The following is a 15,186-nucleotide window of genomic DNA, read 5'->3' on the forward strand; positions in this document are numbered from 1 at the left end:
TCCGGTGTCGGTCCGTGTTGCGCTGGCCGGATCGGCCATCACCCGCAGCGCCGCGCTCGGTACCGCCCCAGTATGCGGCATGCGCCCCGCCACCGACACGTGTGCCCGCCCGCGGCGCCCCGACCACCGACACGTGTGCCCGCCCGCGGCGCCCCGACCACCGACAGGTGTGCCCCGCCCGATCGGATCGATGACGCTCACCTGCGCTCTACGTGAGTTTCAAAGTTTATCAATTTTGATATATATTATTTTATGTATCTTGTATCGCCAACGTTGCGAGCGGAGGGTGGCGGTGTCGGTCCCGCTGTATCAGGCGAAGGCGGAGTTCTTCCGGATGCTGGGGCATCCGGCCCGGATCCGGGTGCTGGAGCTGCTGGCCAACGGGCCGCGATCGGTGCGGGACATGCTGGCCGTGATCGAGATTGAGCCGTCGAGCCTGTCGCAGCAGTTGGGGGTGTTGCGCCGCTCGGGGATCGTCACCGCGACGCGCACGGGCGGCACGGTGATGTACGCGCTGGCCTGCGGCGAGGTGGCGGAGCTGATGGGCGTGGCCCGGCGGATCCTGACCGAGCTGCTGGCCGGGCAGCATGAGCTGCTCGCCGAGTTGCGGGCTGAGCAGCCCGACGTGAGCGGCGCTGGGGTCAGCCGTAGCGCGGCGGCGTTGTGATCGGGCTGTGGCGCAAGATCCGTGCTACGGGTCGAGTGGCCGAGCCGGCTCCGCCGCGGCCTGCAGGGGCCGGCCCGGAGCGGGTGGGCGAGCTGGCCGGATCGCTGCAGCTACGGCATGTGGACGCCGGCTCATGCAACGGCTGCGAGATCGAGATCGCGTCCGCGTTCGGGCCGGTCTATGACGCCGAACGCTATGGTGCCCGGTTGGTGGCCTCGCCACGGCACGCCGATGCGCTGCTGGTGACCGGCCCGGTGACCCGCAACATGGAGGTGGCGTTGCGCCGCACGCACGAGGCGGTGCCCGAGCCGCGGCTGGTGGTGGCCTGCGGGGACTGCGCACTTAACTGTGGAGTGTTCGCCGGTGGGTACGGGGTGGTCGGTGCGGTCTCCGACGTCGTGCCGGTGGACGTGCAGGTGCCGGGTTGCCCACCACCGCCGGAGGCGATCGTCGCAGCGCTGCGCGGGCTGACCGGCCGATGACGCGTCACCCTGTTATGCCTCGCACCACGGTTATGTCTCGCACCACCGGGGGGCGTGGGCGGTGAGCGTTGCCGGGTCGGCGTATGGCACGGCGCTGGGGCTGAGCGTGCTCGCGGCGGCAGCTGCGGTGGCGGCGCCGAGCCGCCGCCGGGTGACGCTGGTGGGCATCGGGACTGCGGGCACCGGGCTGGCTGCCGTGGTGGCCGGGGTGGCCGCGATGGGTGGGTCGTCGTTCAGTGCCTGGTTACCGGATCTGCTGCCGCTGGCCGGGGTGCGGCTGGCGTTGGATCCGCTTGGCGGGCTGTTCGTGGCGGTGACCGGCGCGGTAGCGGCGTGTGCGGCGGTGTACGGGGTGGGCTACGTACGCCCGAGCGGACACGGCGGGCACGGGGCCGGGCGGGTGATGCAGGCAATGCTGCCACTGTTCGTGGCCGCGATGCTGCTGGTGCCGGCGGCGGCGAGTGTGAGCGCGCTGCTGGTGTCGTGGGAGCTGATGGCGCTGACCTCGCTGCTACTCGTGCTGGCCGAGCATCGCCGTCGGGCCGCGGTCGGCGAGGCTGGGCGCTGGTACGCGGTGATGACGCATCTGGGGCTGCTTGCGATCCTGGCCGGGCTGGTGGGTTTCGCGGCGGTCGCGCACGGCGAGTCGTTCACGCAGTTGCGGGCCGCGGCAGGCGGGATGTCACCGGCCGTGAAGGGCGCGGTGTTCGTGGCGACGCTGCTCGGGTTCGCGTCCAAGGCCGGGGTGGTGCCGCTGCACGTGTGGCTGCCCCGGGCGCATCCGGAGGCGCCCAGTCATGTCTCGGCGTTGATGAGCGCGGCGATGGTGAACCTCGGGGTGTACGGGGTGTTGCGGGTGGGCCTGGATCTGCTGCGTGGCGGGTCGCGGTGGTGGTGGCTGGCGGTGCTGACCGCCGGCGCGCTCTCCGCGCTTTACGGGATCTTGCAGGCCGTGGTGGCCGTCGACCTCAAACGGCTGCTCGCGTACTCGACCACCGAGAACATGGGCCTGGTCTTGATCGGTGTCGGTGCAAGCGGATACTTCGGCGCGGCCGGAAGCCAGCTGCTGGCGGGGCTCGCGCTGACCACCGGACTGTTGCATCTGGTCAATCACGCGGCGTTCAAGACGGTGCTGTTCTGCTCGGCCGGGTCGGTGCTGCGCGCCACTGGCAGCCGCAACCTGGACGTACTCGGCGGGCTGCGGTCGCGGATGCCGGTGACCACGGCGCTGTTCGCGGTCGGCGCCCTGGGGGCGTCGGCACTGCCGCCGGGCAACGGCTTCGTCAGCGAGTGGCTGCTGCTGCAAAGCCTGATCCATGCGCTGCCGACGAGCGCGACCGCCACCGCGGTGGCGATGCCGCTCGCGGTGGCGGTGGTGGCGTTGACCGCGGGGCTTGCGGTGGCGACGTTCGTGAAGGCTTTCGGGGTGGGCTTTCTGGCGCGCCCGCGCAGCGCCGCCGCCGAACAGGCTGTGGAGAGTCCTTCGTCGATGCTGGCCGGGGCCGGCCTGGCGGCGGCCGGATGCGTCGTGCTGGCGATCGCGCCGGCGACGGTGCTCCCGGGGCTGTCCCGGGCGGCGTCCACGGCGTCCGGGTTCAGCGCCGTGGACGCCGTGCGCGGAACGGTGACGCTGCGGCTGACCGGTTATGCGGGCAGCATGTCGCCGCTGCTGATCACGGTCGCGCTGCTCGCCGCGGCCGCCGCTGCGCTGGCCGGTGTGCGGGTGCTCGCGGCGCGGCGGGCCCGGCGGGTGGCCAGGCTGTGGGACTGCGGCGCCGGCCCGATGTCGGCGCGGATGGAGTACACCGCCACCTCATTCGCCGAGCCGCTGCTGCGCGTCTTTGACAACGTGCTCGCGCCGGAGACCGACGTCGACGTCACCCCGACCACCGAGTCGGCATACCTGGTCGAGCGCGTCCAGTTCCAGGCCAGGGTGCCGGACCGGATCGAGCACCGCCTCTATGAGCCGGTGCTGTGCGCGTCCCGCGCGGTCGGTGAGGCTGCCCGTGGCCTGGCCAACGGCAGCGTGCACCGTTACCTCGGCTACGGGTTCTTCGCGTTCACCGGGCTGCTGATCGTGCTCGCGGTGATCCGGTGACCGCGGCCGGTGCGCTCGGCGCGGCCGCGCAGGTTGCCCTCGTCGGCGGCGGGTCGCCGCTGCTGGTCGGGCTGATGCGTCAGGTGCGCGCCCGCTTGGAGGGACGCGCCGGGGCCGGCGTGGCGCAGCCCTGGCGCGACCTGCGCAAACTGCTGCGCAAGGAGCCGATCACCCCGGGCGGCACCGGATGGGTCTTCCGCGCCGCGCCGGTGGTGCTGACCGCGACCGTTCTGGTCGTAGCCGCGGTGGTTCCATTCGCCACCACCTCCTCGCCACTGGACCCGGTCGCGGACCTGATCGCGGTGGCCGCGCTGCTGGCGCTGGGCACGGTGTCGCTCGCGCTGGCCGGGCTGGACACCGGCACCGCGTTCGGTGGCATGGGCGCCAGCCGCGAGATGACCGTGATGTCGCTGGTGGAGCCGACGATCCTGCTGTCGGTGTTCGCGCTGTCGGTGCGGGTCGGCTCGACCAACCTCGCCGCCATCGTCGGCGCAACCGTGCACGACCCACGCGCGGTAATCTCACCGGCCAGCCTGCTCGCCGCGGTCGCGCTGGCGGTCGTGACCATCGCCGAAGCCGGGCGCCTGCCGGTGGACAACCCGTCCACCCACCTCGAGCTGACGATGATCCACGAGGCGATGATTCTCGAGTACGCCGGCCCCGATCTCGCGTTGGTGGAGTGGGCGTCGGCGATGCGCCTGGGCGTGCTGCTCGGGTTGCTGGCCAGCCTGTTTGCACCGTGGGGCATCGTGACCGGGGCCGGGCTCGCCGCGATCCCGTTGGCGCTGGTCGTGTTCGCGGCCAAGGTGGTCACGCTCGGCGTCGCCCTCGCCGCCGGTGAGGTGTTCCTGGCAAAGCTGCGGCTATTCCGGGTCCCGGAGCTGCTGGCCGGCTCGTTCCTACTCGCGCTGCTGGCCGTGGCCGCATCCTTCTTCCTGGGCTGAGACGGATATGAGTGAGACGACCTACGTGCAGCTGCTCGACCTGGCGTGCGGGGTGTTCCTGCTCGCCGCGGTGCTGATCCTGTGGCGGCGGGGGCTGTCCGCGATAGTGCGGCTGATCGCGATCCAGGCCACGGCGCTGGCCGGGCTGATCGCGGTGCTCGCCGTGCACCAACACGACACCGGGCTCGCAGCCGTCGCGGTCTGGATCCTCCTGCTGCGCGCGGTGCTGCTGCCCTTGCTCGTCCGACGCGCTCTGGAGGCCTCCGGGGAGGCGCGGGAGACTCAGCCGCTGGTCAACGTCGCGGCATCGCTGCTCACCGCCGCGGTGCTCGCGCTGCTCGCCTACGCCGTCACCCAGCCGGTGGTGCGGCTCTCGCCGTCACCGGCCACCCACGCGGTGCCGGTCGCGGTGACCGTGGCGCTGCTCGGCTTCTTCGTGCTGGTCACCCGCCGCCGCGCGCTCTCGCAGCTGGCGGGGTTCTTGCTGCTGGACAACGGCATCACCGCGGCCGCGTTCCTCACCACCGCCGGGGTTCCAGTGCTCGTCGAGCTCGGCGTCTCCTTCGACGTGTTGCTGGCCGTGCTCGTGCTGCAGGTGCTCACCGGCCGGATGCGTGCCGTGTTCGACAGCACCGACCTGGACGAACTGCGGGAGTTGCACGACTGATGACCATCCTTGTTCTGGCGCCGATCGTGCTGCCCGCGCTGGCCGGGCTGGCGTACGCGGCCATCGGCTGGCAGCGACGCACCGCGTGGCTGGGCGTGCTCGCCGCGTCGGGCGCGCTCGCCAGCGGCATCGCGCTGGCCATCGTGGTCACCCGGACCCAGCCGCGCACCGGGCTCGGTGGGCTGCTGCGCGCCGACGCGCTGTCGGCCTACATGCTCATCGTGATCGGTGCCATCGCCGTGCTGGCGATGGCCGCCAGCCCCGCCTACCTGGCCGGCGAGCTCGCCTCCGGGCATACCGACGCCGGCGCCGCCCGCCGCTACGGGATCCTCACCCAGGCCTTCATCGCAACGATGAACACCGCCGTGCTCGCCGCCAGCCTGGGCGTGCTGTGGGCCGCGATCGAGGCCACCACCATCCTCACGGCGTTCCTGGTTGGGCACCGGCACACCCGCGGCTCGGTCGAGGCGGCGTGGAAATACGTGGTGGTCTGCTCGGTCGGCATCGCGCTGGCCTTCCTCGGCATCGTGCTGCTCAACTACGCCGCCGTGCACACCGGGCTGCCCCCCGCCCACGCGATGGACTGGACCAGCCTGACCGCCAATGCGCACGCGCTCGATCCCGGCGTGACCCGCATCGCGGTCGCCGTGCTCGTGCTCGGTTTCGGCACCAAGACCGGGCTGGCCCCGATGCACGCCTGGCTTCCCGATGCGCACAGCCAGGCGCCCGCCCCGGTCTCCGCGCTGATGTCCGGGGTGCTGCTGTCGGTGGCTTTCTACGCCATCTTGCGGGTCAAGGTCATCTCCGACGCCACGCTCGGCGGCGGCTTCGCCCGCAGCCTGCTGCTCATCGTCGCGCTCACCTCGATCACCCTCGCCGCGGCGTTGCTGGTGGCCCAACGTGACTACAAACGCATGCTGGCCTACCACAGCATCGAGCACATGGGCCTGATCGCCCTCGGCGCCGCGGCCGGGAGCCAGCTCGCGATCGCTGCCGTGCTGCTGCACATTCTCGGCCACGGACTCGCTAAGGCGGTGCTGTTCCTCAGCTCCGGGCACCTGCACCAGGCCCTGGGCAGCAGCCAGATCCATGCCGTGCGCGACTTGGCCGGGCGGGCGCCGCTGCTCGCCGGCACCCTTGGCGTCGGCCTGCTCGCGCTGCTCGGCCTACCCCCGTTTAGCCTGTTCGCCAGCGAGCTGGGCATGTTCCGCGCCGGCTTCGCCGCCGGCTTGGGCTGGGCGGTTAGCCTCGCGTTGGCATCCATGCTGGTGATCTTCGCCGCGGTCGCCGCGCACGCCGGCGACATGCTGCTCGGCTCGCACGACCAGCCTGCGGCCCCGGCCGCGACCGCGGTATCCCTGCGGCTTCCCGGCACCGCCGCGACCGCGCTGATCGCCGGGCTGGGCGCGTGCGCCGTCCTGGGAATAACCGCGTGGCCGTTGCGGGCATTGCTGCACGCCGCCGCCCTCGCCGTCGGAGGAACCTGACATGACCACGATCGCCGGCGCCCAACGCAGCGTGATCGAACTCGGGCCCGAGGAGCTGCCTGCCACCGCCGGGCAGCTGCTGGCCCGCGGCTACCGCCTCGCCCTGGTCGCCGCGCAGCACGACGACGGCGACGCGCTGCGCGCGGTGTACCTGCTTACCAGCGGCCCCCCCGACTCACGCGTCGAACTGCGCATCCGTCTCGACCCACACCGGCCACAACTGCCCAGCCTCGCCGCGCTGTCCTTCCCCGCCAGCAGGTTCGAACGCGAAATGCACGACCTGTACGGCGTCATCCCGCTCGACCACCCGCAACCCCGCCGGCTCGTCCGCCACCACCACTGGCCCCGCGGCTGGTACCCGATGCGCGCCGACACCGGCCCGCCACCCGAGTTCGGCGACCCCGAAGGCCCCTATCCCTTCCTCACCGTGGAAGGCCCCGGCGTCTATGAAATCCCCGTCGGACCCGTGCACGCCGGCCTCATCGAACCCGGTCATTTCCGCTTCTCCGTCGTCGGCGAAACCATCCTCAAACTCAAGGCCCGCCTCTGGTTCGTCCACAAGGGACTCGAGAAGCTCTTCCAAGGCCGCGACCTCGCCGACGCGCTGCCCCTGGCCGAACGGGTCAGCGGCGACACCGCCGTCGGCCATGCGCTCGCCTACTGCCTCGCCGTCGAAGACGCCACCGGCTGGCCCGTACCCGCACCCGCCCAGCGCAAACGCGCGATCCTGCTCGAACTCGAACGGCTCTACAACCACATCACCGACATCGGCGCACTCTGCAACGACGTCGGCCACGGCATACTGCATGCCCACGCCCTGCGCATTCGCGAGCAACTGCTCCGCCTCAACGCCGAGGTGACCGGCCACCGGCTGCTGCGCGGCGGCGTCATCCCCGGCGGCGCCCGCCTGAGCGCCCTGCCCGACACCGCCCACCTGCACGCCATCGCCGCCGACATTGCCGAGATCATCCACCTCGCCCTCGGTCACAGCGTCGTCGCCGACCGCTTCACCGACACCGCCGTCCTCAGCCGCGACGCCGCCCGCGACCTCGGCGCGCTGGGCTATGTCGCCCGCGCCAGCGGCCTGGCCGTCGACGCCCGCCACCAACACCCGTTCCACGATGGCGGCGGGGCGTTCACCCCCGTCACCCGCGACACCGGCGACGTCCTGGCTCGATTCGTCGTCCGCGCCGACGAAATCGCCGCCTCCGCCGCGCTGATCACGGCGCTGATACCCACCGTCACCGCCGGCACCACCCGCAGCGAACCGCCAACCGGGACAACGGCCCGCGCCGCCTCCGGCGTCGGCATCGTCGAAGGATGGCGCGGCACCATCACCCACCGGGTCGAGCTCGCCCCCGACCGCACCCTCACCCGCGCCAAGATCGTCGACCCATCCTTTTTCAACTGGCCCGCGCTGCCCATCGCCCTCAGCGGAGCCATCGTCCCCGACTTCCCCCTCGTCAACAAAAGCTTCAACCTGTCCTACGCCGGCAACGACTTATAGGAATCGCTGCCGGGAATCGCTGCCGCGGCTGATCGCGGCGCCAGCCCCGCGGCGATCCCCTTACCGGCGCCGCCCTCGACTTGGGGCGCTTCACCTGGCGGCGGGCTCGCCATCGCCGTTACACCGGCCGCCCGGCTGGTGCGGCTCGCTTCAGGCGGCGCGCCAGCTGATGTCCATGCCGAGTCGCCGAGGCCGGCCGGCGTGGCGCCGTCACCGTCGCCACCGCTTCAGGCGGCGCGCCAGCTGATGTCCATGCCGAGGGCGGCCAGCCAGCTCTGCAGGTCATAGCCATGGCGGGACAGGCCGTCCACCGCGTCGACGGCGCGTCGCACCGCCTGCTCTGCGACCTCGGGGGCCAGCAAGCCGTGCCGAACGGCGTCCAGCAGCTCGGCGACATCCGTCAGGTGAGCCCCGGCGCCGGTGCGGACCTCGAGGTCGAGGTAGTGATCTTCGGAGCGCCACACGGTCGGGCCGGGTGTGTATTCGCCGATGTCGAGGTAGTAGTCGTGGCCCGGGTCGTAGCCGGGGTTGAAGTGAAAGATGTTGGCGCGCAAGCCTAACGACGGCAATAGCCACGACTCCAGGTAGTGAAACTGGGCGCGGCCGGGAGTCGGGCGGGCCAGGTAGAGCCCCCAGGGGCGGACGATGTACTCGTCGACGGCGCGCACGACGCCCTTCGGATCGGTGTTGGTGCGCGCCACCAGATCGAACGTTTCATGCTTTGGCGGATGGATATCGTCAGGTTACTTCTCGGCGGCGCGTCGGCTCACTTCGCGGCCGCGCCGGACGGTCCCGGGACGTGGGCGGTCCAGCACGACGACCGGCCGACGACATCCCCGGGTCAGGCGGCCCGGTGGTGGTGCCGGGAGCGACTGGGCCTGCGGCCCGCGTCGGCATCGTCCTACCCTGGTGGGCATGGCGTTCGCTACCAAACACCCCGTGGTCGCGCACTCGGAATACCGCGCCGTCGAGGACATGGCGCGTACCGGCGGGCGATTCCAGGTGGTCAGCCCGCATGCACCGGCTGGAGACCAGCCGGCCGCAATTGACGAGCTCGAGCGCCGGCTTAAAGCGGGGGAGAAAGACGTGGTGTTGCTGGGCGCCACCGGAACCGGCAAGTCGGCCACCGCGGCGTGGCTGATCGAGCGGCTGCAGCGCCCTACCCTGGTGATGGAGCCCAACAAGACGCTGGCCGCCCAGATCGCCAACGAGCTCCGGCAGATGTTGCCGCACAACGCGGTCGAGTACTTCGTCTCCTACTACGACTACTATCAGCCCGAGGCGTACATCGCGCAGACCGACACCTATATCGAAAAAGACAGCTCCATCAACGACGATGTGGAACGGCTGCGCCACTCGGCGACTTCGAGCCTGTTGTCGCGCCGCGACGTGGTGGTGGTGGCGTCGGTGTCCTGCATCTACGGCCTGGGTACGCCGCAGTCTTACCTGGACCGGTCGGTGCAGCTGAAGGTCGGCGACGAAGTGCCGAGGGATGCGCTGCTGCGGCTGCTGGTCGACGTGCAATACACCCGCAACGACCTCTCGTTCACCCGCGGCTCTTTTCGGGTGCGCGGTGACACCGTCGAGATCATCCCCTCCTACGAGGAACTGGCCGTTCGCATCGAATTCTTCGGCGACGAGATAGAGGAGCTGTACTACCTGCATCCGCTCACCGGTGAGGTGATCCGCAAGGTCGACTCGCTGCGGATCTTCCCGGCGACGCACTACGTGGCGGGCCCGGAGCGGATGGCGCAGGCCATTTCCACCATCGAGGAGGAGTTGGCGCAGCGGTTGGCCGAACTGGAAAGCCAAGGCAAGTTGCTGGAGGCGCAGCGGCTGCGCATGCGCACCAACTACGACATCGAAATGATGCGCCAGGTCGGGTTCTGCTCGGGGATCGAGAACTACTCGCGGCACATCGACGGTCGCGGGCCCGGCTCGCCGCCGGCGACGCTGCTGGACTATTTTCCCGAAGACTTTCTGCTGATCATCGATGAGTCGCACGTCACCGTGCCGCAGATCGGTGGCATGTATGAGGGCGACATCTCCCGCAAGCGCAACCTGGTGGAGTACGGTTTTCGCTTGCCCTCCGCCTGCGACAACCGGCCGCTGACCTGGGAGGAGTTCGCCTCCCGGATCGGGCAGACGGTGTACATGTCAGCGACCCCGGGCCCCTATGAGCTCAGCCGTACCGGCGGTGAGTTCGTCGAACAGGTGATCCGGCCCACTGGGCTAGTGGATCCGAAAGTCGTGGTCAAGCCGACCAAGGGCCAGATCGATGACCTGATCGCGGAGATCCGCAAGCGGGCCGCGGCCGACGAGCGGGTGCTGGTGACGACGCTGACCAAGAAGATGGCCGAGGACCTCACCGACTATCTCCTGGAGATGGGGATCCGGGTGCGCTACCTGCACTCGGAGGTTGACACGCTGCGTCGCGTGGAACTGCTGCGCCAGCTGCGGCTCGGCGAGTTCGATGTCCTGGTGGGGATCAACCTGCTGCGCGAGGGTCTCGACCTGCCGGAGGTGTCGCTGGTGTCGATCCTGGATGCGGACAAGGAAGGCTTTCTGCGCTCGACACGCAGCCTCATCCAGACCATCGGCCGGGCGGCCCGCAACGTCTCCGGCGAGGTGCACCTGTACGCCGACACCATGACCGACTCCATGAAGCAGGCCATCGACGAGACCGAACGGCGGCGGGCCAAGCAGATCGCCTACAACGAGGAGCACGGGATTGACCCGCAACCGCTGCGCAAGAAGATCGCCGACATCCTCGACCGGGTCTATACCGAGGCCGCTGATACCGAAGCCAGCGCCACCGTCGAGATCGGCTCCGGGCGCAGCATCTCTCGCGGTCGCCGGGCGCAGGGGGAGCCGGGCCGCGCGGTGAGCGCCGGTGTGTTCGAAGGCCGCGACACCGCCAACATGCCACGCGCCGAGCTGGCGGACCTGATCAAGGACCTTACCGAGCAGATGATGGCGGCGGCTCGGGAGCTGCAGTTCGAGCTGGCGGCGCGGTTGCGCGACGAGATCGCGGACCTGAAGAAGGAACTGCGCGCCATGGACGCTGCGGGCTTGAAGTGAGGCCCGCCAGGCGTGTTCGCGTCTGCTCGCAGTAAAACCGTTGGCGCAGAGGCAAATTCAGCGAGTAGACTTTGTGACTTGGGCGAAATGAAATTGCCACCGCTCGACAATGTGAAACCCGAGCTCTCCGGCGAATTGATATGCGGGCGCATGCCCGAGAAGGGGTCCCGGCGGCAACGATTGGCCGCTTTGATGGTCCGGCAAAGTCTTATCGCGGCTGGAAATCGTCCACACCGTGGTGCACTTGTTGAGCCGGTTGAGCACCAGCCAAACGGCGACGTGGCCGTCCCACAGGGTGCCGCGCTCCGGCCCTTGGGCACCGCGCCCGACGTCGACCAGCGGCCGGAAGGCGGCCGGGCGCGTCGCTAGCAGCGCGCGGATCGGCCCCGGAGCCCAGCGCACGGTGTTGTCGACCAATAGGCAATCCCCTGGGCGCGCGTGAGCGCTGACAACATCGGCTACCTGGCTGTAGTCCCAGCCCTTTTCTTTGGCGTACGGTCCGCGTTGCGTCCACAGGTAGTTCGGGAAAGCCGCGCCGGCGAACAAGATCAGCACGGCGACGACGGCCCATCGCTTTGGTGCCACCGTGACGACGCACACCGCCAGCGCGACAGCCATGGCCGGCGCGGTGAACGCCAAATAGCGCGGATAGTAGATCGGCTCGCCGAGCGCCGAATAGATCAGGCTGGCCGCGGTCGGCACGACGATCCACGCCGCGCAGACCAGCAGGAGGCTGCGCATCTGGCCGCTCAAGCCTCGCGCGCCGCGCCGCACCGCCACGACCGCGACCACGATGAGGACGCCGGCGAAAACCGCGAACGGAACACTGCGATCGAAATATTGCTGCTGGACGATGTCGATGACGGTGTGCCAGCTCAGCGGAGAGATCCACCCGACCTGCCGGATCTGGCCATGGGCGAACGCCAGGAACGGGATCAGCGTCGCCACCGCGGCCGCCGAGGTCGCCGCCCACCGGATGACGGCGGATTTTCCGCGCGCGACCACGGGCAGGGTCGCGCCGTATACCGGGACCAAGAGCACGAGGTTGATGTTGAGCAAAACCGCCAGTATCAGCGCCACGGCGTAGCCCAGCCACAGCCACGCCCGGTTACGCCGCAGCGCGGCAACCAGCAGCACGGTCAGCCACACCGCCGCGGCCGCCGACAAGGCATACGGGCGAGCCTCGACACCCGCCCATGTGGTTCGCGGCAGGATGGCGAAGAGCACCCCAGCGCACCCGGCGAGCGTTCTCGACGAAAACTGCTTGACGAAAACCACCACACCGGCAGCCGCCGCCGCAACCGCCAAACAGCTTGGCAGGCGTGACCAGAATTCCGTTGGGGGAAAAAGCGTGAACCAGCCGTGCATCAGCAGGTAATACAAACCGTGCACCGCGTCGATATGGCCGAGCAGTCGCCACAGTTGCGGCAGCGACCGGCTCGCCGAAGCCGAGATCGTCGCGCCCTCGTCAAACCACAGCGACGGCCGCCCGGCGGCCGTTCCGCTGACGATAGCGGCGAGCACCGCGACCGCCGCGGGGTCCAGCAGCGTGCCACGACGGCGCCGAGCGGCCACCGGGGCAGACAACGCCGCTGTGGGCTGCTCGATGATCGACGTGGGCATGATGACTGTACTTTAAGCGCGGCGCCGATGTGGTTGCTCAACACCGCCGGTCGCCGCACCGTCACCGGGCGCCCCGGGTTGGCGGCACCGAAGTGGCGTCTGGCAAATCACACCCCCGGGAACCGCGAACGCGATACTGTCTTGGGTTGGCGTGGCAACCGACACCTGGGAGGGTAAATGAGCGCCTATCGGACCGTGGTGGTGGGAACCGACGGCTCGGATTCGTCGTTGCGCGCGGTGGACCGCGCCGGCGCCATCGCGGGGGCGGACGCAAAGCTGATCATCGCGACCGCCTACCTGCCCCAGCCCGAGGACGCGCGCGCCGCTGACGTCCTGAAAGACGAAAGCTACAAGGTGTCGGGCACGGCCCCCATCTACTCGATCCTGCGCGACGCGAAGGATCGGGCCAAGGCCGCCGGGGCGCAGGCCATCGAGGAACGAGCGATCGTCGGCGCACCCGTCGACGCCCTCGTCGGCCTCGCTGAGGAGGTCGACGCCGACCTCCTGGTGGTCGGGAATGTCGGCTTGAGCACGATCGCCGGCCGGCTGCTGGGATCGGTGCCGGCCAACGTGGCACGCCGTGCGAAAACCGATGTGCTCATCGTGCACACCACCTCGTGAGCGGCGACCGGCAACCCGGCGCCCGCAGCGACTAGCTTGGCGGTGCGGCGGACGCGGGCCCCGGTGGGCGTCTTGGCCGGTTGCGTAATCCGGCTCGTATCAGCCGAGCATGACGTGTTCACGCTTGGCCGTCTTCAAGAAATCGATCTATGACCTCGGGGCCCGTCGCGCGCATCTGAACGGCGAGATCGAATAGTCGGTCCTTGGCCAGCTTGGGAAGCAACTCGATAGAATGAGTCGTGGACGAATCATACTGAGCCGATGGATACCGCTGCAAAATACGGTCCTTTTGCTCCTCGGTCGCGGAGATCTCCAGGACCATCATATCGGCAAATTTATACTTCGCCATTTCTAGCAGTCCGGCACGTTTCAATATGTCCAGCCGCTCCTCGTTGATCCACACATTGATCCGAATATCGCGCTCGTTTCCGCTCATGGCTGGCGCACCTCGACTTGTCGCAGGGAAAAGACTGGTGTCCTGGAGCGCAGATAATTTTCGTTTACGAACGGTGAGCCCTGCCCGTAGCGGACCGCACTGTCCATCACGACGTCGAACACCTCTGGTCTCATGACCTTGCGAGTCGGCTTCACTCCATCGACCACTATGCTTCTAATGAGATTGCCACTAAAGCTCTGGGATTTGGAGTCATGGCCGCACAGAGCCGAGCTGGTAATCTCTGCGCATTCGGGACAATACCAGTTTTCCCGCAGAAATATTGGTTTTATCCATTGCCTACTTCTATACTGCTCGAGAAGGCTCTGCGCTTCGTATGGCTTGTAGAAGTCACCGACTCCCGCGTGATCTCGCCCGAACATGTGATGTGTGCATCCAAGGTTCGTCCTTAGGATCGCATGGAAGATCGCCTCGCGAGGTCCCGCATACCGCATGTCCCATAGCGTGAAGCTCACCATGTGAACATCGTGCCGAAAATACCCGTTGTCTCTCAGGGCCCGGTGCGCCAAAAGTATTGACTCGTCGATATAGTCCCCGATTCTCTTCTCGCCGATGATCGCATTGACGAGTATCCCAGTGTTTGGCTGGTCAATCGGCATATCTTCATGCGCCGCAAACCAGGCCTGTTTCATGAGCGCCTCATGACCGGTATGTGGGACATTTCTTGACTGATGCGCGACGACATGCTTCCATCCGTTCCGGCGAAACGCATCCATATGTTGTTTCGGGGTGCGCCAGTAATGCTTGTATGGCTCATTGAAAACGGGTTCGTTTATGAGCGTGATCGTACCTCCAATAAACCGATCCGCGTAGGATCTCGTCCTCTTCACCCCGGGATGCTTGATGTCCGTCGTACCGTAAGTCTTTTCGGCCATGCGCTCCAGGTCATAGTCGTATATCTCCATAATGTCGAAGATTGCCATGGGGGCACCGCGGTATTCCAGAACAACGCTGTCGCCCTCGTGAATATTGTAGTGTCTAATTTTTTCGGCCGATAGGTCAAATACAATGGGTATGCTCCATAATGTTCCATCTGGAAGTTCCATGCTTTCCAAGACGCGGTCGACCTCGTGCCGGCACATGAATCCTGTAAGAGGGGTAAAGAAACCATAGGAAATTCCGATTATTTCGTATGCGATTCCCCTCGTTATCGCAATCTTCTGCAGGCCGTCTACCTTGCCGGCAGCCTGGACGGTTGACACCCTATCTACCAGCGGTTTTCCGTTGTGGCCTAGGTAATTCATATCGTCGCTCTCTTCCCGAGGTATGGATTCCATTCTCAAATCGAGACTGCTCTGGTTGCGGCGGGGAAAACGGAAAGGGGCCACCGGCGCCATGCTGTTGTCGCGCCGCTGGTGGGACGCCGCGCAGGGGTCGGGGGCGCCACCCAGGCCGGCGTGGCGGCACGAACGCCAGTCAGCGGAGCGCGGACCCACAACAGAGGCGGGCGTTACCGGGGCTGCGGCACCTGACGGACCGCGTGCGCCCGCATGTGTCGATAGCCCAGCGGGCCGTGGGTGCACCGGTCATCGCGGGCCGACGCCGGCGCTCGATG

General features: G+C 68.2%; 13 protein-coding genes. 9 read left to right on the plus strand and 4 right to left on the minus strand.

The genetic code is table 11. The annotated features are described in order from the left end of the window. Window positions 1-292 precede the first annotated feature (292 nt). From MSM1_RS15215 to MSM1_RS15245, 7 genes are all read left to right on the plus strand, one after another. Window positions 293-667: a metalloregulator ArsR/SmtB family transcription factor gene (locus MSM1_RS15215; RefSeq protein ID WP_307857402.1), complete on the plus strand. Its 375-nt coding sequence runs from the start codon at window positions 293-295 to the stop codon at window positions 665-667. After that, window positions 667-1,149 carry an NADH-quinone oxidoreductase subunit NuoB gene (locus MSM1_RS15220; RefSeq protein WP_213444507.1) on the plus strand — a complete coding sequence of 161 codons (483 nt, stop codon included), beginning with the start codon at window positions 667-669 and terminating at the stop codon, window positions 1,147-1,149. Before MSM1_RS15215 ends, MSM1_RS15220 begins: the two co-directional genes overlap by 1 nt. Window positions 1,150-1,276: 127 nt before the next feature. Then, the gene (locus MSM1_RS15225) at window positions 1,277-3,247 is read left to right on the plus strand and encodes a proton-conducting transporter membrane subunit (protein WP_374101734.1); all 1,971 of its coding nucleotides are present in this window, start codon (window positions 1,277-1,279) and stop codon (window positions 3,245-3,247) included. Further along, the gene (locus MSM1_RS15230) at window positions 3,244-4,191 is read left to right on the plus strand and encodes an NADH-quinone oxidoreductase subunit H (RefSeq protein WP_307857404.1); all 948 of its coding nucleotides are present in this window, start codon (window positions 3,244-3,246) and stop codon (window positions 4,189-4,191) included. The genes MSM1_RS15225 and MSM1_RS15230 overlap by 4 nt, the downstream gene beginning before the upstream one ends. A 7-nt stretch (window positions 4,192-4,198) precedes the next feature. After that, a complete protein-coding gene (locus MSM1_RS15235) occupies window positions 4,199-4,858 on the plus strand; it encodes a hypothetical protein (RefSeq protein ID WP_213443804.1) in 660 nt (219 codons plus the stop codon). After that, a complete protein-coding gene (locus MSM1_RS15240; protein WP_213443809.1) occupies window positions 4,858-6,345 on the plus strand; it encodes a proton-conducting transporter membrane subunit in 1,488 nt (495 codons plus the stop codon). Before MSM1_RS15235 ends, MSM1_RS15240 begins: the two co-directional genes overlap by 1 nt. A gap of 1 nt (window position 6,346) precedes the next feature. Further along, on the plus strand, window positions 6,347-7,852 hold the full coding sequence (locus MSM1_RS15245; protein WP_213443813.1) for an NADH-quinone oxidoreductase subunit C: 1,506 nt from the start codon (window positions 6,347-6,349) through the stop codon (window positions 7,850-7,852). Between the two features lie 227 nt (window positions 7,853-8,079). On the opposite strand, the gene MSM1_RS15250 is transcribed toward MSM1_RS15245, so the two are convergent. Further along, window positions 8,080-8,520 (minus strand): DUF402 domain-containing protein, encoded by a 441-nt coding sequence (locus MSM1_RS15250; protein WP_213444513.1) that lies wholly within the window; start codon window positions 8,518-8,520, stop codon window positions 8,080-8,082. 247 nt (window positions 8,521-8,767) lie between these two features. Here MSM1_RS15250 and uvrB point away from each other — a divergent pair, with 247 nt between their 5' ends. Next, window positions 8,768-10,933, plus strand: coding sequence for an excinuclease ABC subunit UvrB (uvrB, locus tag MSM1_RS15255; RefSeq protein WP_213443816.1), 2,166 nt, complete (start codon window positions 8,768-8,770; stop codon window positions 10,931-10,933). A gap of 57 nt (window positions 10,934-10,990) precedes the next feature. On the opposite strand, the gene MSM1_RS15260 is transcribed toward uvrB, so the two are convergent. Beyond that, window positions 10,991-12,556: a glycosyltransferase family 39 protein gene (locus MSM1_RS15260; protein WP_213443822.1), complete on the minus strand. Its 1,566-nt coding sequence runs from the start codon at window positions 12,554-12,556 to the stop codon at window positions 10,991-10,993. Between the two features lie 177 nt (window positions 12,557-12,733). On the opposite strand from MSM1_RS15260, the gene MSM1_RS15265 reads away from it, so the two are divergent. Then, on the plus strand, window positions 12,734-13,177 hold the full coding sequence (locus MSM1_RS15265; RefSeq protein ID WP_213443827.1) for a universal stress protein: 444 nt from the start codon (window positions 12,734-12,736) through the stop codon (window positions 13,175-13,177). 118 nt (window positions 13,178-13,295) lie between these two features. Here the strand turns inward: MSM1_RS15265 and MSM1_RS15270 are convergent, their stop codons facing one another. Then, a complete protein-coding gene (locus MSM1_RS15270; RefSeq protein WP_213443830.1) occupies window positions 13,296-13,613 on the minus strand; it encodes a hypothetical protein in 318 nt (105 codons plus the stop codon). Further along, complete coding sequence (gene sat / locus MSM1_RS15275) at window positions 13,610-14,875, minus strand: sulfate adenylyltransferase (RefSeq protein WP_213444515.1); 1,266 nt, start codon at window positions 14,873-14,875, stop codon at window positions 13,610-13,612. The genes MSM1_RS15270 and sat overlap by 4 nt, the downstream gene beginning before the upstream one ends. Window positions 14,876-15,186 lie beyond the last annotated feature (311 nt).

The sequence above is a fragment of the Mycobacterium sp. SM1 genome (assembly GCF_018361265.1).
Taxonomy (GTDB): domain Bacteria; phylum Actinomycetota; class Actinomycetes; order Mycobacteriales; family Mycobacteriaceae; genus Mycobacterium.

Coding starts and splice junctions, on each gene's coding strand:
- MSM1_RS15260 (WP_213443822.1), bottom strand. CDS start 12,556: ATGCCCACGTCGATCATCGAGCAGCCCACAGCGGCGTTGTCTGCCCCG.
- MSM1_RS15270 (WP_213443830.1), bottom strand. CDS start 13,613: ATGAGCGGAAACGAGCGCGATATTCGGATCAATGTGTGGATCAACGAG.
- MSM1_RS15235 (WP_213443804.1), top strand. CDS start 4,199: ATGAGTGAGACGACCTACGTGCAGCTGCTCGACCTGGCGTGCGGGGTG.
- MSM1_RS15245 (WP_213443813.1), top strand. CDS start 6,347: ATGACCACGATCGCCGGCGCCCAACGCAGCGTGATCGAACTCGGGCCC.
- MSM1_RS15265 (WP_213443827.1), top strand. CDS start 12,734: ATGAGCGCCTATCGGACCGTGGTGGTGGGAACCGACGGCTCGGATTCG.
- uvrB (WP_213443816.1), top strand. CDS start 8,768: ATGGCGTTCGCTACCAAACACCCCGTGGTCGCGCACTCGGAATACCGC.
- sat (WP_213444515.1), bottom strand. CDS start 14,875: ATGAATTACCTAGGCCACAACGGAAAACCGCTGGTAGATAGGGTGTCA.
- MSM1_RS15240 (WP_213443809.1), top strand. CDS start 4,858: ATGACCATCCTTGTTCTGGCGCCGATCGTGCTGCCCGCGCTGGCCGGG.